Raw genomic sequence first — 17,108 nt, forward strand, 5'->3', positions numbered from 1 at the left:
TCGCCATGATCCGACGCGCCGCCCCCGCCGCTCCCCGAGCGCTCGCGGTGGCGGTGCTGGCCGTGCTGCTGGCCGGCCAGTCGCTGCGGAACCTCGCCGGATGGTGGGGCTGGGGCGTCGTCGTCGCGGTGCTCCTGGGCGCCTCGATCGCCGTGCTCGTCCGCGCCCGCCCCCGCCTGCGCTGGGCCCGCACGCCGAAGTCGCTGGTCCTCTTCCTCGGGCTCGCGGTGCTCTCGCTGCTGTGGTCCGCCTATCCGGGAGCGAGCGCGATCGGAGTCACGGCGCAGCTCGCGACGACGCTCGGCGGCGTCGTCCTCGCCGTCACGCTGAGCAGCCGGGAGCTGCTCACGGCTCTCGGACGGGCCCTGCGCCTCTCCGTCGGCCTCTCGCTCCTCTTCGAGCTCGTGATCGCGGTCGTCGTGCGGCAGCCCGTCCTGCCGTTCGGCGTCGAGCCTCCCGCCGACGGACCGACGCCCGACGCCTTCTACTGGTCGCAGGCAGCCCTCTTCACCGGCGAGCCCGTCCAGGGGATCGTCGGCAACCGCAACCTCCTCGGCTTCCTCGCCCTGCTCGGCCTGATCGTGATCGCGATCGAGCTGGCGGCCCACTCGGTCCGGCGCCGCTGGGGAGCGGTCTGGGTCGCCCTGTTCGTCGCGACCCTCCTGCTCACCCGCTCGGCCACCGTCCTGCTCTGCCTCGTCGCCGTCGTCCTCGCGGCCGCGTTCGCGCTCTGGGCTCGCCGGAGGGGCGAGTCCCGCCGCCGTCCCGTCTACCTGACCGCCGCGGGGCTGGCGGTGGCCGCCGTCGCCGGAGGCGCCGCGGGCTGGGGCGCCCTCCTCGGCCTGCTCGGCAAGAGCGAGGACGCCACGGGCCGCCTCGACATCTGGGACTCGGTGATCGCGCTCACGCTGCAGCGCCCGGTCCTCGGCTGGGGCTGGGTCAGCTACTGGGCTCCCTGGGTCGCCCCGTTCGACACCCTCGCCGAGCGCAAGGGCGTGCTCTACCTGCAGGCCCACGACGCCTGGCTCGACGTCGCCCTCCAGCTCGGAGCGGTCGGCCTCGTCCTCTTCGCGGCGCTCGCCGTCTCGACGCTGTGGCGCTCCTGGTTCCGCGCGGTCGACCGCCCGCGGCGCGACGCGACCTCGACCCTCCCCTACACGGCCGTCAGCCTCGCTCCGCTGCTGATCGTGGTCGCCCTCCTGGCGCAGTCGCTGTTCGAGAGCCGGATCCTGATCGAGGGAGGCTGGCTGCTCCTCGTCCTCTTCGCGGTGCAGACCAAGCGGCCGGCGAGCGAGACGCCCGAGGTCCTCGCCGCGACCCCGCTCCCCCACGCCGACGCCTCCCCGAGGCGATGAGGCCCCGCCGCCCCTCGCTCCCCGCCTCCGTCGCCGACGCGACGGCGTCCCCGCAGTTCGCGGCGGCCCTCGCGCAGACCACTCTCGTCACCGTCCTCTGCGCTCCGGCGGTCCGCGGACTCCTCGGCTGGCCCGGCTACATCGCCGCCGTCGCCACGCTCACCGCCCTCGCCGCGGTCATGCTCGTCCTGCGGCGCGGGCGGCTCGACTGGGAGGGCCTGCTGCCCACGAGCATCCTGGTGTTCCTCGGCTGGATCGCGCTCAGCGTGCTGTGGAGCGACTACACCTGGGCCACGGTCTCGAGCGTCGTCTACCAGTTCGCCCTGGCGTTCCTGGCGATCGCGATCGGCCTCACGCGCGACATCATCCAGATCATCCGCTCGGTCGGCGACGTGCTGCGGGTCGTGCTGATCGCCTCGCTGGCCGTGGAGGTGCTCTCGGGGGTGCTGATCGACCAGCCGCTGCGCTTCCTCGGCGTGGAGGGCCTGCTCGCGGTCGGCGGGCCGATCCAGGGACTCGTCGGCACGCGCAACCAGCTCGGGCTGGTCTGCCTGCTGGCGATCGTGACGTTCTCGGTGGAGCTGATGACCCGCTCCGTCGCCCGCGGGCCGGCCGTCGCCTCGATCGCCCTCGCCGCGGTCACCCTCCTCTTCACGCGCTCCGCCGTGAGCGCGGGCGTGCTCGCCGTGGCCGTCGTCGTCGCCCTCGCTCTGCGCTGGGTGCGCCACGGCGACGGCACCCACCGCCGTCGGCGGCAGCTCACGGTGCTCGGCGTCGCCGCCGCGGCCTCCCTCACCGTGTGGCTCCTGCGCTACCGGGTGATCGAGCTGCTGAACGCGGGCAGCGAGTTCGAGTTCCGGCTGCGGCTCTGGCAGCAGGTCTGGCGCTTCACGGACCTCGCTCCGATCGTCGGCTGGGGCTGGGTGGGCTACTGGCGGCCCGACCTCTACCCCTTCACCGCCATCGACTACCTCTCGGGCCGCCCGCACTCGTCGAGCCTCAACGCGCTCTTCGACGTGGCCCTGCAGGTCGGCGCGGTCGGGGTGGTCCTCTTCGTCGTGCTGATCGGCCTCGCGCTCTGGCGCTCCTGGCTGATCGCCTCCGAGCGCAAGGCGGTCGTGCACGTCTGGCCGGTGCTGGTGCTGACCGTGCTGATGGTCACCGCGCTGGCCGAGAGCTCGATCCTGCTCGACGCCGGCTGGCTGCTCGTGGTGCTCTGCGCGATGCGCGCGGCCCAGGGACTGAGCTGGCGTCGGCTCCTGCACCCGCGGGACTGACCGGACTCCTCAGCGCCCGCGCCGCCGCGCCACCTGGCGGAGCACGGCGAGGTGCTCCTCCCGGCAGCGCTCCCAGCTGAAGGACCGGGCACGCTCGACGCCGAGCGGGCCGAGCTCGCCGGTCCGCTCGATCGCCTCGAGGATCCCGTCCGCGATCGAGCGCGGCTCGAGCGGATCGACGTAGACCGCGGCGTCCCCGCAGATCTCCGGGAGCGAGCCCGCGTCGGACGCGGCGACCGGGCATCCCGACGCCATCGCCTCGATGGGAGGGAGGCCGAAGCCCTCGTAGAGGCTCGGGAACGCCAGCACCGCGGCTCGGCGGTAGAGGTCGGCGAGCTCCTCCGGAGTGACGTGGCCGCGCCACTCGACGAAGTCCGGCAGCGGGCCGAGGCGGTCCAGATCCCCTCCGGTCAGCACGAGCCGGAGGGCGTGCCCCTGCTCCCGCAGGAGGCGCACCGCCTCGAACAGGCGGGCGTGGTTCTTGTGCGGCCAGGCGCGCGCCGGGTAGAAGACGAAGTCCTCGCGTGTGCCCAGATTCGCGACGAAGCGCCGGGTGTCCACGCCGAGATGCGACACGTGGATCCGCTCCTCCGGGATGCCCAGCAGCTCGACGATCCGCCCCTTGGTGAAGGCGCTGATGGTGATGACCGCGTCGGCGCGGCGAGCGGTCGCCTCGTAGGCGAGCCGGCGGAAGACGCGCTCGACGCGGGGGAAGAGGTGCGGGAGGTCGCGGTGCTGCAGGTCGAATAGCATCTGCACGTGCCCCTGCCGCCGCGACGGCCACGGGAGCGGGACCGTGAACGGGAAGTAGAGCACCGCGTCCCGGCCGAGGCGCCGGCGCAGGCGCGGCGTGCGCAGGAGCGCCTGGAGCATCCCCACGGCCCGGCGGCGGTGGCCCGCCCCGCTGACGACCCCCTCGGCCACGACCTCGGGCACGCCCTCGCTGAAGCCGCGGGCGTTCTCCGGGACGAGCACCTGCACGGCGGGTCCCTCCTCCCCCGGCCGCGGCGCCAGGAGGCGCGTGAGCGCGCGCGCGTAGGTCTCGCCGCCGCCCATCCCGCCCGGGTCGACGGTGAGCACGGCGAGCGTGACGGGGCGGAGTTCCGGCATGGCGTCCAATCGGTCCGAAGCCCGGCCAGGATACCGGCGGGCCGCACCGCTCCCGGCGACCGGCCGTGCCCGTGGGTAGTATGTGTCCCGCTGTCATCGACCCCGACGAATTGGACCACCACGTGCCCCGCGCTTTGATCACCGGAATCACCGGCCAGGACGGCCTCTACCTCGCCGAGCTCCTCCTCTCGAAGGGCTACGAGGTCTTCGGGCTCGTCCGCGGGCAGAACAACCCCAAGTACGAGCTGGTCCGCCGCACCGTGCCCGAGGTGACCCTGCTCACCGGCGACCTGACCGACGTGTCGAGCCTGGTGCGCGTGCTCGCCGCCGCCCAGCCCGACGAGGTCTACAACCTCGGTGCGATCTCATTCGTCGCCTACTCGTGGGAGAACGCGTCGCTCACCACCGACGTGACCGGCAAGGGCGTCCTCAACATCCTCGAGGCGACCCGCCTCTACGCCGGCTCCGACATGTCGCGCGTGAAGTTCTACCAGGCCTCCTCCTCCGAGATGTTCGGCAAGGTCCAGCAGGTCCCGCAGAGCGAGGAGACGCTGCTCTGGCCGCGCTCGCCCTACGGAGTGGCCAAGGTCTTCGGCCACTACATGACCATCAACTACCGCGAGTCGTACGGCATGCACGCCTCCTCCGGCATCCTCTTCAACCACGAGTCGCCCCGCCGCGGCCCGGAGTTCGTCACCCGCAAGATCAGCCTCGCGGTCGCCCGCATCAAGCTCGGCCTCCAGGAGACGCTGGAGCTCGGCAACCTCGACGCGAAGCGCGACTGGGGCTTCGCCGGCGACTACGTCGACGCGATGTGGCGCATGCTGCAGCAGCCCGAGGGCGACGACTACGTGGTCGCGACCGGCGAGACCCACGAGATCCGCGAGTACCTCGACATCGCCTTCAACCACGTCGGCATCGAGGACTGGTCCCCGTACGTGACCCAGAACCCCGCGTTCATGCGTCCCGCCGAGGTGGACCTGCTGATCGGCGACCCGGCGAAGGCGCGCGACGTCCTCGGCTGGGAGCCGAAGGTCTCGTTCCCCGAGCTCGTGGCGATGATGGTCGAGAACGACCTCGCCGAGCAGTCCGCGCTGATCAAGTAGTCATGCCTGCCGCTCTCGTCACCGGAGCGAGCGGTCAGGACGGGGGCTACCTCGTCGAGCGCCTGCTCGCCGACGGCTGGGAGGTCTCCGCGCTCGTGCGCGGGACCGACGACGCCGCTCTTCCCGCCGCCGTCCGCGCCTTCGAGGGCGATCTCCGCGACGCCTCCGGCCTCGGCCGTATCGTCGCGGAGGCGCAGCCGGACACGGTCTTCCACCTCGCCGGCCTCTCCTCCGTCGCGCTCTCGTGGAAGGAGCCCGTGCTCACGGCCGAGGTGACCGGCACCGCGGTCGCCGCGCTCCTGGAGGCCTCGCTGGCGCTCCAGGAGTCGGCGGGCCGGGAGGTCCGCTTCGTCCAGGCCTCCTCCTCCGAGATCTTCGGGGCCGCGACCGAGAACCCGCAGACCGAGCGGACCCCGATCCGCCCCGTCTCCCCTTACGGAGCCGCGAAGGCGTTCGCGCACCACCTCGTCGCGGTCTACCGCGGCCGAGGGCTCCACGCCTCGTCCGGCATCCTCTACAACCACGAGTCGCCGCGTCGGCCGCTCGGCTTCGTCACCCGCAAGATCACCGCCGGAGTCGCGGCGATCGCGACGGGCGCCGAGTCGGAGCTCTCGCTCGGCAATCTCGACGCGCGCCGCGACTGGGGCTGGGCCCCCGACTACGTGGACGCCCTCGTGCGCGCCTCGCGTGCCGAGGAGGCGGGCGACTACGTCGTGGCGACCGGAGTCGCGCACTCGGTCCGCGACTTCGTCCGTGCCGCCTTCACCGCGGCCGGCATCGACGACTGGGAGCAGCGGGTCACGATCGACCCGCGGTTCGCGCGCCCCGTGGACGCCCCCGAGATGCGCGGGGACGCCTCCCGGGCCCGCGAGGTGCTCGGCTGGGCGCCGACCGTCGGCTTCGAGGAGATCGTCGCCCGCATGGTCGAGAACGACCTCGAGCTGGCGCGCCGCTCCCGCTGAGCCGCGCGCACCGCGTGCAGAAGGCCCCCGCTCCTGGAGCGGGGGCCTTCTGCACGCGGTGGATCGAGGACGCCTAGGCGGTCGCGTCCGACTGCTCGGCCCGGGCCCGCTCGTCGACGCCCTCGCCCTCGACGAGGTACGACCAGACGCGGGCGGCGTACTCGTCCCAGGTGCCGCCGTCGATCGCGAGCGCCTCCGCCGAGAGCCGCGCGTGCAGCTCGTCGTCGGTCAGCAGCCGCTCGAGGGCCGCGGCGATGTCGTGGTCGTCGTGCGGATCGACGAACAGTGCGCCGCCCGAGGCGGAGACCTCGTGCATGCTGCCGAATCCGGAGGTCACGACCGGGGTGCCGACCGAGATCGACTCCACGATCGGGAGACCGTAGCCCTCGTTGATCGAGGGGAACACGGTGCACCGGGCCAGGCGGTAAGCGCTCCAGAGCAGCGCGTCGGTGATCTTGGAGAGCGAGCGGACCGGACGGCCCTGGCCCTCGAGGACCTCGAGTCGGTACTCGAACTCGGCGCTGCTCCAGGCGTTGCCGCCGATGAAGACCAGGCTGAAGCGCACGCCCCGGCGCCAGAGCAGCTCGGCGGCCTGGAGCACCGCCAGGTGGTTCTTCCGCGGCTCGTGGCTGCCGACGCAGACGACGAGCGGGAGGTCACCGGTCACCAGCGAGCGCGCGGCGGTGGCCAGCTCCTCGTCCGAGACCCTCTCCGGCTGCGAGGGCAGCAGGATCGGCCGGATGTCCGGCCCCTGCATCCCGACGCTGCCGAGCATGTGGCGCCAGCCGGAGTACTCGGTCGCGGCCGCCTCGGAGATGGTCGCGATGCGGTCCATGTGCGACACGGCGACGAGCGTGCGCGAGAAGGCGGCGCTGATGCCGGTGCTCGCCGTCTCGGCGGTGGTGACCGGCACGCAGTCGAAGCCGATGGTGCCCGTGCGGTTGCCGCTGAACTCGGCCAGAGCGGAGACGCGCGACGTCCGCTCGTCCTCCACGGCGAGCTCGGGCAGGAGGTAGGTGCCCTGCCACGGGACGATCACGCGGGAGCGGTCCTCGGCGGCGTCGGGCACGTCGCCCGAGACGGCGTTCCGGCTCTGCTCCGGGGTGAGCATGACGAGCGACTCGTGGGTCGAGTCCCAGCCGGCGAGCAGGATCTCGTGGTCGCGCGTCCATCGGACGAGGCTCTGGCGCACCACGCGCTGGATGCCCGTGGCCAGCCCCGTGCGCGCGGTGTGGTGCACGTCGACGACGACCGCGCCGACGACCACCTCGACCTCGGGGTGGTGGAAGCGGGCGAAGACCCGGTTCGAGGCGATGGTGGACGCGGCGTGGGTGAGCAGACCGGCGGTGCCGTCCAGCCGGGCCCGGCGGCGGCCGTCGACGACGTCCTCCCGGCGCGGGAGCGTGCCGCGGAGGACGGCGAGCACCAGCCAGACCTCGCGGTCGGTGGGGGCGGGCAGCAGAACGCTCAGCTGTCCGGTGAGGGCGTCGACGCTGCCCAGCGGCTCCACGGAGGGGGCCAGGGTGCGCACCAGGGTGGCGAGACGGTCGACCAGGTACTGCTTAGAGCGCACGGGGCGCCTCCTCGTGCTCGATGAGGGCCGAGGGGCCGATCAGGGCGGCCCACAGCTCCCGGGCGTAGTCGTCCCAGGTGCGCTCGGGCCGCTCGGCCGCCTCGAGGCGGAGCTCGTCGACAAGCTCCGGCGACGTCAGCAGGCGGCGCATGCCGTCGGTGATCTCCTCGTCGGACTCCGGGTCGATCAGGACGCATCCGCCGTGCTCGGCGATCTGCGCCGTGCTGCCGTAGCGCGAGGTCAGCACGGGGAGCCCGATCGACAGCGCCTCGGCGACCGGCAGGCCGTACCCCTCGTGCAGCGACGGGAACGCCAGGAACAGCGCCTCCCGGTAGCTCGCGATCAGGACGTCGTCGTCGGCTCCGCGGAGCACCTCGACCGGGCGTCCGGCGGCGACCAGCTCGCGCACGCGGGGATCGAAGACCTGGTGCGCCCACGGGTTGGCCCCGCCGATGAAGCGGACGCGGAAGCGCAGGCCCTCGCGCCAGAGGACCTCGGCGGCGTGCAGCACCGCGAGGTGGTTCTTGCGGGGCTCCTGGCTGCCGACGCAGAGCACGAGCGGCAGGCCGGACGCGCTCCGGCCCTCGGAGCGCAGGCCGTCCGGGAGCTCCACGGGCAGCGGGACCGGGACGACGGTCGGGCCGGTGAGGCCCTGAGCGGGGAGCGCTCGCACGAAGCCCTCGAACTCCAGCGCGGCCGCGGCGCTCACCGTGGCGACGCGCTCGGCGTGCTTGACCACGGAGAGGAAGTTGACGAAGCGCACCGTCTCCTCCGGCGGCACCGTGTCGGCGCTGACGACGGGGATCGCGTCGTGGCCGAGGACGACGACCTCGTTGCCGGAGTACTCGGCGAGGGCCGCGAGCGGCCCGCACTGGTTGTAGTCGGGCACCGAGGGGATGACGACGACGCTGCGGTAGGGCACGACGAACTCGATGCGCTCCGGATCGCCGTGCTCCCAGTCGCGCCGCCCGGCGGAGGACCAGTCGACGACGCGCTCGTGCTCGATCGCGCTCAGCCGCCGGAAGGACATCGATCCGTGGACCCAGGCGACCGGGACGATCTCGTGCTCGGCGTCCCAGCGGGACACGGTCTGGCGCACGACCCGCTGGACGCCGGTGTTGTGCCCGTGGCGGGCGGGGAAGTCGACGTCGATCAGGACGGCCCCGGTGACGACCTCGACGCGGGCGTCCAGATCGGCGAACCCGGTCGCGGTGCGGGAGCCGGCCTCGAGGAAGATGCGCAGCGCCGCCTCCTCGGGGGCGAGCTCGAGGGCGCGGCGGAACCAGTCGAACAGCTCGCTCGTCGGGTACGCGGCCGTGAACGACACCAGCGCGACCCAGGTCAGCTCGTCGTCCTGGCGCGAGCGGATCTCTCGGGCCACCTCGTCGAGGTACGGGCCGGGCCCGCGGGTGCGCAGCGAGGCGCGGCGCTCCTCGTCGAAGAGGAGCGCGCCGATCTGCTCCAGGCGCTGCAGCATCGCCTCCGTGCGGTGGGCGCGCGCGGCGGCCGAGCCGGCGGCCGAGACCTGCGACCGGTCGCTCATCGCGCCCGACCGGACAGGCGGCGCTTCACGAAGCGCGCGCTGTGGCCGACGGCGCCCGACAGCCCGAGCTGCTCGACGCGGATCTGGAAGGTGCGCACCAGGCGGAGCGGCTTCGTCACCCGCCAGGAGAGGGTGCGCTCGAAGCCGGAGGCGGTCACTCCGCCCACCTGGATCCGCTCGACCCACTCGTCGAAGGGGTCGTTGAGAAGGGAGTCGACCTGCGCGCGCAGGCGGGCGAGCTCCTCGTCCGGGGACTCGGGCTCGGCGAGACGGGGCTCGATGGGAGCCCCGGACGTGCGGGCGGGCTCGGCCGGGACGGCGGCGGGAGCGGCGTCGCCGACGGCCGACTCGAGGCTCGGGTCGGGAGCGGGAGGAGCGTCCTCGCCCGTGCCGCCGAGGACGGGGGCGGGGTCCCCAGCGCTCTGCGGCGCCGGGTCCAGGGGGACGTCGGAAGGCTGCGTGGGCATGGCGAACACCTCGTTCGTGTCGTTCAGTCGGCGAGCGGGAGCAAGACTACCCGCCATGCGCCGCGCACCGGCACGCCAGCCAGGGGGCTCCAGGGTGGGCCGCACGTATAATGATGCGGTCCGTCGCCCGGCGGAGGCCGAGAGCTTGGAGTTCCATGCCCAGCAAAGCTGTGGATCGCGCGCGCGCGATCGCCGACGAGCCGTTCCAGATCGCCGGCACCACGTCGGCCGTCGGCGGCGGCTCGGGCGGCTTCGTCGCCTCCCTCGCCGAGATCCTGCGGCACCGCGAGCTGCTCCGCCTGCTCGTGGGGCGCGAGCTGAAGTCGCGCTACAAGGACAGCAGCCTGGGCTTCGTCTGGAGCCTCGTCCGGCCGCTGATCATGCTCCTCATCTACTACGTGGCGATCGGCCAGATCCTCGGGGCCTCTCGCGGCGTCCCGAACTTCGCGATCTTCGTCTTCTCGGGGCTCACCCTCTGGGGCCTGTTCAGCGAGATCGTGACCGCGGGCACCACGTCGATCCTCGGCAACGGCGGACTGATCAAGAAGGTGTACCTGCCGCGGGAGATCTTCCCGGTGGCGGCCATCGGCTCGGCCCTCTTCAACTTCGGTGTGCAGTTCGTCGTCCTGATCGCGGGAGCCGTCCTCACGGGCTCGCTGATCTTCGGCGTCCAGCTCCTCTACATCGTGCCCGCGCTGGCGATCGTGCTCGTGTACGGCCTCGCTCTGGCCCTGGCCCTCTCGGCCCTCAACGTCTACCTCCGCGACGTCCAGTTCCTCGTCGAGGTCGGGCTGCAGATCTTCTTCTGGCTCTCCCCCATCGTCTACGCGTGGAACTTCGTCGTCGCCGCCTCCACCGGAGCGGGCCACGGCTGGGCCGAGCAGCTCTACCTGATCAACCCGATCTCGAACGCGATCCTCGCCTTCCAGCGCGCGATCTGGGGAGACGGCTCGCGCGTCAGCATCATCGACGGCAACGAGATCGCCCCCCAGGTGTGGCCGCCGGACATGGAGCTGCGCCTTCTCATCGTCCTCGTCGTCGGGCTGGTGTTCGTGTGGATCGGCCACCGGATCTTCCGCCGCCTCGAGGGCAACTTCGCCCAGGAGATCTGATCGTGACCCTCACCAGCAAGCAGGAGTCCGTGCCCGCCTCCTCCGGCACCCCGACCGTCGTCCGGGTGCGCAACGCCTCCAAGCGCTTCGTCATCCGCAAGGACAAGTCGTTCAAGGAGCGGATCGTCAACTTCGGCCGCGGGCGCAAGCACCGCGACGAGTTCTGGGCACTCCGCGACGTCGACCTCGAGATCCCACTGGGCTCGACCGTCGGCCTCATCGGCGCGAACGGATCGGGCAAGAGCACGCTCCTCAAGCTCATCGGCGGCATCGTGCAGCCGACGACCGGCACCGTGGAGCGCCGCGGACGCCTCGCCGCGCTCCTCGAGCTCGGAGCGGGCTTCCACCCCGACCTCACCGGGCGCGAGAACGTCTACCTCAACGGCGCGATCCTCGGACTCTCGCGCAGCGAGCTGGACAGCAAGTTCGACTCGATCGTCGACTTCTCCGAGATCGCCGAGTTCATCGACACCCAGGTCAAGTTCTACTCGTCGGGCATGTACGTGCGGCTCGCCTTCGCTATCGCGATCCACACCGATCCCGACCTGCTGCTGGTCGACGAGGTGCTCGCCGTCGGCGACGAGCCGTTCCAGCGCAAGTGCATGGACCGCATCCGCGCCTTCCAGCGCGCGGGGAAGACCATCGTGCTGGTCACCCACTCGCTCGAGCAGGTCGGCGAGCTCTGCGACCGCACCATCGTCCTCGAGAAGGGCACCGTCGTCTTCGACGGCGAGACCTCCGAGGGACTCCAGGTCCTCCGCGAGAGCTTCGAGGACCGGCGGGCCGCCCGCCAGGAGCGCGAGGCCGAGGCCGCCGAGGCCGCGGACGAGCCCGCCCCCCAGCTCATCGAGATCCTGGGCTGCCGACTGCGCGGCGGATCGATCGAGCACGGCGGCACGGTCGTCCGCAGCGGCGAGACCCTCGAGTTCGACGTCACGGTGCGCACCAGCCGCCCGGTCGACGACTGGAACATCGGTATGGGCATCGACACCCCCCTCGGCCAGCGCGTCTTCGGGACGAACACCGAGCGCATCGGCACGCCGCTGAGCGCGGTCGACGGAGAGATGACGGTCACGTTCACCCTCCCCGACCTGCACCTCGGCGCCGGCAACTACGCCGTGCACGCCTCCTCGGCCACCTTCTCGCAGGGCGAGACCATGCGGATCCCGGTCGCCGCGACCTTCACGGTCGAGCGGGCCTCCGTGCACGACGGCGTCGTCGACATCGACTCCACCGTCCGCCTCAGCAGGCCGTGACCGCGCGGCGCCGCCGCCTCCTGGTCGACGCGACCGCCCTCGCGGCGCCGCGCCTGACCGGGGTCGGCCGCGTCCTGCTCGGCCTGCTGCACGCGCTGGACACCGACGCGACCGCCGCAGAGGTCGAGGTGCTCCTCGTCGTGCCGGCGAGCGAGGCGGGCTCGATCGAGCGCTTCGGCTTCCGTACGCTGCGCGTCCGACCGGTGCCGCTGCCCCGGCCGGTGTGGAGCGCACTGACCCGAGTGCCCGCGCCGGGGATCGACCTCCTGCTCGGCCGCGGCGCCTACTTCTTCCCGAACTTCCGGAGCTGGCCGCTCGCCCGCTCCCGCTCGCTCACCTTCGTGCACGACGTCTGCTTCGCTGTGATGCCCGAGCTCGTTCCGCGCGAGCGCCGAGAGCTGCTGTCGCGGTCGGTGCCCCGGTGGATCCGGCGCAGCGATCTGGTCCTGACCGGCACCCCGTCCTCCGCAGCCGAGGTCGAGAGCGCTCTGGGCGTCGCTCTCGAGCGCGTCCGCGTGCTGCCGACCACGATCGACGCCGACCTCTTCCATGCCCGTGGGGAGGAGGAGGTGTCGCGGGTCCGCGCGCAGCACGGGCTCGGGTCCTACCTGCTCTTCGTCGGATCGATCGAGCGCCGCAAGAACCTCGTCACCCTGGTGGACGCGTACCGGCAGGCCGAGCGGCCGGAGAACCACACCCTGCTCCTGGTGGGCGGGGACGGCTGGGACAACGAGGACGTCCACTCCGCCGTCGCCCGCGCGGTGGCCGCAGGAGCCGACGTGCGCTTCGCCTCCTCCTACGTCGCCGACGAGGATCTGCCGGCCCTGCTCACGGGGGCCGACGCCGTCGCCATGCCCTCCTGGCACGAGGGCTTTGGCCTGCCCGCCCTCGAGGCCGTCGCCTGCGGCACTCCGGTGCTCGCGGCAGACATCCCCGGCCTCCGCGACGCGCTCGCCGGGCGGGAGTCCACCGCCGTCTTCATCGACCCGGCGGACCGCACCGGGTGGTCGGCCGCGATCGGAGAGGCGCTGCGCCGTCCCCGGCGACTCGCACCGGAGCCCATCCCGGGGTGGGACCGCACCGCCCGGCGCCTGCTCGAGCTGGCCTTCGACGACCGCTGATCAGCGCCGGGTCGTGAACAGCAGCCAGCGCCCGGAGACGGAGGCGACCTCGGGCTCGACGTCCCCCGTCGCCGCCTCGACGTAGGCCCGCCAGCCGTCGGGGTCGTCGGTGTAGCCGGCGGTGTCCACGTAGACGGCGCAGGCGCCGCTGCCCGCCACGGCGTCGGCGAACTCCGCGGGGTCGTCGACGTCGCCCCAGACGTCCCAGCCGTAGGTGCCCTCCACCGCCCCGTAGCTCCAGCGGAGGCGTCCCTCCTCGGTCGCGAGGTAGGGCAGCGCCTCGTCGTAGTCGGAGAGCGCTCCGATCCGCCCGCTGTCGGGGAAGCTCTTCAGGGGGAGCTCCACTACTCCGCAGCCGTCGTCCAGCTGCGCGTCGGCCTCCGACACGAACGAGCGCATCTCGGAGTCGTCGGTCGGAGCGATCGGCACCGCGGCCGATACTCCGGCCAGCTGATCGATGACGGCGACGGCGGCGAGCAGCGCCGCCACGAGGATCCGGACACCGCCACGGGCCGTGATCCGATCGAGCAGGAGCGCGAGCACGCCGAGGACGAGGACCGCGATGACGATCGACATCCGCGCCCACGCACGGATCGTCGGCCCCGCCACCAGCGAGACCACGACGCCCAGGCCCGTCACCGTGTAGAAGAGGAGCGCGGCCAGTGTCGCCACGGCGAGGACGCGCACGCGGGCGTCCGAGAAGAACCGGCCGACCGCGGTCGCACGGAGCGCCCGTCCGCCGCCGAGCGCGGAGATCGGGAGCGCCACGAGCGTGATCAGGAGCGCGACGCTGGCGAGGATCGAGAACCCGGGCGGCTCCGTCGTCGGCGCCACGCCGGACTGGCCCGCGTAGGTGTTGAGCAGGCCGTACCCCTGCGGCAGCCCGGTCCCCGACCAGGGCAGGCCCAGCAGCACGAGCTTGCCGGCGTAGGCCTCCGACTCCCCCACGGTCCGCGACGTGAAGTACGGGCTGTAGCGCTCCCCGAAGTCGAGCGAGAGCAGCAGCAGCGAGAGCCCGACGAACACGCCGAGCGCGAGGATCGGCACCGACGAGACCGCGAGCACGCGCAGCCGCTCGCGGGAGAGGAGCCCGGCGGCCGTGCTCACCGCCCAGGTCGCTCCGAGGACCAGGACCGCGAAGACGTAGTAGTAGCCGCCCGTGCTCGCCACCAGGAGCCCGAGCACGACTCCCGGGACGACGGAGCGCAGTACGCGGCTCCTCCGCGTCGCGCCCCGCTCGGCCCAGGCTCGGAGAGGATCGGTGCGCGGTCCGGCGACCATCAGCACCATCACGCCCAGGAGCGGGATCGCCCAGTAGTTGGCGAGGAACGCGTGGCCGAATCCGATCCGGAGGAAGTGGTACGGCAGCAGCGACAGCAGGACCGCGGAGAACGCCGCGACCCAGGGCCGCGTGCGGAGGGCGCGGAAGAACACGTAGCCGGTGACGGCGACCGTCGCGAACGTGCCCAGGTAGAAGACGTTCAGGAGCGTCGTCCCGTCGCGCACCACGAGGGCCAGGACCGACACGGCGAGGGCGGAGGCGACGTCGAACTGCGCGCTGAAGAAGGCGTTGAACCCGTCGGGGAAGCCGAGCGCTGCGTTGCCGTCGAACGGGAACGCCTGCGTGGCGCTGGTGAAGAGCGTGTAGTGCAGGATCTGGTCGTCGCCGCCCACGGTCCAGCGGGCCGTCAGGTCCTGCGGCCCGATCCCGAGCGCGAGCACGGCGGCGACGACCGAGACGAGGGCGGCGACGAGGGCCCATCCGAGCTCGACGAGCGTCCGGCGCCGCCGACTCGCCGTCCGCGGGCCGCGCACGTCAGTAGCCGCGCTCACGGCGCTGCTCCTCCACGCTGGTCTGGACGATCCGGTTCAGCTCGGTCTCGCCGTCGGTGCCCGCGTAGTCGTAGATGTCGAACCCCCCGCAGGCGACGATATCGGAGGGAGCGCCGAGCGTCCCGCGCGCGAGCCCCGCCCAGTCGGGCGAGCGGTCGGCCAGGACGAAGCTGTACTGCCGGTCGCGGTAGTCGCTCAGGTTGTTCATCCACAGCTGCACCGTGAAGTCGAAGTTGACCTGCTGGACGTGCAGCGAGGCCGGCCCGTAGAGGTCCAGCGGCCGCGTGGACCAGAACGAGCCGACGCCCGCGAGCTCGCGGCCGTCGATCCAGCGCTCCAGGCAGTCGGCGTCCGGGTCCGATCGCGCCTCGGCCGCCGCCGAGGCGACCGCCGTTGTGGCCGGCACGGCGGCCACGACGAGGCCTGCCGCAGCCAGCGGAGCGACGACGCGGACGACCGGCGCCAGCCGCGCGCCCGCAGCACGCCGGTGCGCCGCCGCGGCGCCGATCAGGGCGATCACGACCACGGTCGCGGTCACCGGGATCGGCATCAGGTAGCGGCTGACCGAGCTGCCGGTGAAGACCTGCACCACCAGGAGCACCGCCGTCTGCGCCGGCAGGAACGCGCACACCGCGAAGCGCGCACGGGCCGCCTCGTCGAGGGCGGCTCCCCGCGCCAGTCGGGCGGCACCGGCCACGACGACGGCGAGGGCCGCCAGCAGCAGCAGACCCAGCAGCGCCACCTCGAGCTTGCCGATCAGCGGCGCCTTCAGCACCAGGAACTGCACGATCAGGTCGTCCAGTGCCGTCCCGGCGAGCGGCAGCCGGAGGTACCCGCCGGCGTCGGTCCCGATCAGGAAGCCGAGCGGGACCCGCAGCGCGGCCCCGAGCGCGGCGGCCCCGAGGACCGTTCCCGCGACGATCAGCACCGCTCGGGGAGCAGCGAGAGCGAGCACCAGCAGCACGACGAGGACCACCAGCAGGGGGCCGACGAACTGCACGAGGAGGAGCGGATCGGAGAGGGTCGTCGCGGCGACGGCCGCTCCGACCAGGAGCAGCGGACGCGCGGCCGGACGGCGCTCGCGCAGCGCGCCCAGGGCGACGGCGAGCCCGGCGAGGCCTGTGAGCACCGCGCCGTAGTAGTAGGTCGTGAGGAGGAAGGTGGTCGCCAGGGCGCCCTCGTTGTTGAGCGCGCGGCCCTCCGTCAGGCAGAGCACCAGCAGCACGGCGATGCCGGCGAGCGCGGCGGCGGGCCGCAGCCGGCGGTGCCGGTCCGCGACGAGCCGTCGCGCGAGCATCCGGAGCACGCCGTAGAGGAGGACGACGTTGAGCACGGCGTTGACCGCGAGCGCCGCCGCGGGATCGCCACCGGTCAGCAGCCACGCGACGCCGAAGACGGGGAGCTCGGGGAAGAGGAAGAGCTGGCTCGTCATCACCCACGCCGCCGGGCGGCCCTCGGCGAAGGACTGCAGGATCAGCGGCAGCGCCAGCGAGTCGCCGTCGCGGAAGAGCAGCGGCCGCCACGGCGTGCCGACCATGAATCCGAGCACGAGCAGGGTCCCGCTGACGACGACGGCGAGGGCGGCGAGCTCGAGGAGGGCCCTCCGGGTCCGAGGGGATCCCGTCGGACCCGCCGTCACCGGTGCTTCCCGCCGAACCGGATGGCCAGGACGAGCAGGAGGTTCTTCAGGAGGGTGTCGCTCGGGATCTTGGAGTTGCCGACCGTGCGGTCGAGGAAGACGATCGGGATCTCCTTCACTCCGCGGGCCCGGCGCAGCGCCCGGTACTTGAGCACGATCTGGAAGCCGTAGCCGGCTGCGCGGATCGTCTCGAGGTGGAGGGTGCGCAGGAGGTCCGCGCTGAAGAGGTTGAAGCCGCCGGTCCAGTCGGTGATCTTCGAGCCGAGGAAGAGGCGCGTGTAGAGGTTGCCGCCACCGCTCAGCAGCTTGCGGTCGAGCGTCCAGTCGGGAGTGCCCCCGCCCGCGATGTAGCGGGAGGCGACCACGAAGTCGGCGCCCGCGCGCACCTCGCGGAGGAAGGCGTCGATGTAGTCCGGGTCGTGCGAGAGGTCGGCGTCCATCTGCAGCAGGTAGTCGTAGCGGCGCTCGGCCGCGAGGAGGTGCTGGAAGGCCCAGATGTACGCCGCGCCGAGCCCCTCCTTCTTCTCGCGCGAGAGCACGAGGACCTCGAAGGTGTCCGATCCGAGCTCGGCCGCGAGCTCGCGCGCGCGGTCCGCGGTGCCGTCGGGGGAGCTGTCGTCGATGACGGCGACGGTCACGTGGAAGTCGGGGTTGCGGGACGCCGCGAGCGCGACCCGCGGCAGCGCCGTCGCGATGTTCGCGACTTCGTTGTAGGTGGGGACGACGACGGCGAGGGAGCGCATGAGGCGGGGAG

14 protein-coding genes are annotated in these 17,108 nt (G+C 72.7%); 7 read left to right on the forward strand and 7 right to left on the reverse strand.

What is annotated here, in order from left to right; genetic code table 11:
* Positions 1 to 5: 5 nt before the first annotated feature.
* The gene (locus tag C5C29_RS01420; RefSeq protein ID WP_104224150.1) at positions 6 to 1,355 is read left to right on the forward strand and encodes an O-antigen ligase; all 1,350 of its coding nucleotides are present in this window, start codon (positions 6 to 8) and stop codon (positions 1,353 to 1,355) included.
* A complete protein-coding gene (locus C5C29_RS01425; protein ID WP_104249499.1) occupies positions 1,352 to 2,632 on the forward strand; it encodes an O-antigen ligase in 1,281 nt (426 codons plus the stop codon). The genes C5C29_RS01420 and C5C29_RS01425 overlap by 4 nt, the downstream gene beginning before the upstream one ends.
* Positions 2,633 to 2,641: 9 nt before the next feature.
* Here C5C29_RS01425 and C5C29_RS01430 read toward each other — a convergent pair whose 3' ends face one another.
* The gene (locus C5C29_RS01430) at positions 2,642 to 3,742 is read right to left on the reverse strand and encodes a glycosyltransferase family 1 protein (protein WP_104223147.1); all 1,101 of its coding nucleotides are present in this window, start codon (positions 3,740 to 3,742) and stop codon (positions 2,642 to 2,644) included.
* Between the two features lie 122 nt (positions 3,743 to 3,864).
* Here C5C29_RS01430 and C5C29_RS01435 point away from each other — a divergent pair, with 122 nt between their 5' ends.
* On the forward strand, positions 3,865 to 4,848 hold the full coding sequence (locus C5C29_RS01435) for a GDP-mannose 4,6-dehydratase (RefSeq protein WP_181074919.1): 984 nt from the start codon (positions 3,865 to 3,867) through the stop codon (positions 4,846 to 4,848).
* A gap of 2 nt (positions 4,849 to 4,850) precedes the next feature.
* Positions 4,851 to 5,810, forward strand: coding sequence for a GDP-mannose 4,6-dehydratase (locus C5C29_RS01440; protein ID WP_104223149.1), 960 nt, complete (start codon positions 4,851 to 4,853; stop codon positions 5,808 to 5,810).
* Positions 5,811 to 5,883: 73 nt separating this feature from the next.
* On the opposite strand, the gene C5C29_RS01445 is transcribed toward C5C29_RS01440, so the two are convergent.
* From C5C29_RS01445 to C5C29_RS01455, 3 genes are read right to left on the reverse strand one after another with little or no spacing between them, the layout of a single operon-like run.
* A complete protein-coding gene (locus C5C29_RS01445) occupies positions 5,884 to 7,383 on the reverse strand; it encodes a glycosyltransferase family 1 protein (RefSeq protein ID WP_104223150.1) in 1,500 nt (499 codons plus the stop codon).
* Positions 7,373 to 8,926, reverse strand: a complete 1,554-nt coding sequence (locus C5C29_RS01450; RefSeq protein WP_104223151.1) for a glycosyltransferase — start codon at positions 8,924 to 8,926, stop codon at positions 7,373 to 7,375. The genes C5C29_RS01445 and C5C29_RS01450 overlap by 11 nt, the downstream gene beginning before the upstream one ends.
* Positions 8,923 to 9,393, reverse strand: coding sequence for a hypothetical protein (locus tag C5C29_RS01455; protein WP_104223152.1), 471 nt, complete (start codon positions 9,391 to 9,393; stop codon positions 8,923 to 8,925). Before C5C29_RS01455 ends, C5C29_RS01450 begins: the two co-directional genes overlap by 4 nt.
* A gap of 155 nt (positions 9,394 to 9,548) precedes the next feature.
* Between C5C29_RS01455 and C5C29_RS01460 the strand changes: the two genes are divergently transcribed.
* Genes C5C29_RS01460 through C5C29_RS01470 form a run of 3 tightly spaced genes read left to right on the forward strand, consistent with a single transcriptional unit; the run spans position 9,549 to position 12,882 of the window.
* Positions 9,549 to 10,505 (forward strand): ABC transporter permease, encoded by a 957-nt coding sequence (locus tag C5C29_RS01460; RefSeq protein ID WP_104223153.1) that lies wholly within the window; start codon positions 9,549 to 9,551, stop codon positions 10,503 to 10,505.
* A 2-nt stretch (positions 10,506 to 10,507) separates the two neighbouring features.
* Positions 10,508 to 11,761 carry an ABC transporter ATP-binding protein gene (locus tag C5C29_RS01465; protein WP_244229465.1) on the forward strand — a complete coding sequence of 418 codons (1,254 nt, stop codon included), beginning with the start codon at positions 10,508 to 10,510 and terminating at the stop codon, positions 11,759 to 11,761.
* Positions 11,758 to 12,882 (forward strand): glycosyltransferase family 1 protein, encoded by a 1,125-nt coding sequence (locus C5C29_RS01470; protein WP_104223154.1) that lies wholly within the window; start codon positions 11,758 to 11,760, stop codon positions 12,880 to 12,882. Before C5C29_RS01465 ends, C5C29_RS01470 begins: the two co-directional genes overlap by 4 nt.
* Here the strand turns inward: C5C29_RS01470 and C5C29_RS01475 are convergent, their stop codons facing one another.
* Genes C5C29_RS01475 through C5C29_RS01485 form a run of 3 tightly spaced genes read right to left on the reverse strand, consistent with a single transcriptional unit; the run spans position 12,883 to position 17,097 of the window.
* Positions 12,883 to 14,715: a hypothetical protein gene (locus C5C29_RS01475; RefSeq protein ID WP_146082230.1), complete on the reverse strand. Its 1,833-nt coding sequence runs from the start codon at positions 14,713 to 14,715 to the stop codon at positions 12,883 to 12,885.
* Positions 14,699 to 16,354: a hypothetical protein gene (locus C5C29_RS01480; protein ID WP_104223156.1), complete on the reverse strand. Its 1,656-nt coding sequence runs from the start codon at positions 16,352 to 16,354 to the stop codon at positions 14,699 to 14,701. Before C5C29_RS01480 ends, C5C29_RS01475 begins: the two co-directional genes overlap by 17 nt.
* The gene (locus C5C29_RS01485) at positions 16,351 to 17,097 is read right to left on the reverse strand and encodes a polyprenol monophosphomannose synthase (protein WP_104223157.1); all 747 of its coding nucleotides are present in this window, start codon (positions 17,095 to 17,097) and stop codon (positions 16,351 to 16,353) included. The genes C5C29_RS01480 and C5C29_RS01485 overlap by 4 nt, the downstream gene beginning before the upstream one ends.
* Positions 17,098 to 17,108 lie beyond the last annotated feature (11 nt).

It is taken from the genome of Rathayibacter sp. AY1H2 (assembly GCF_002931985.1).
In the GTDB taxonomy this organism is placed as follows: Bacteria; Actinomycetota; Actinomycetes; order Actinomycetales; family Microbacteriaceae; genus Rathayibacter.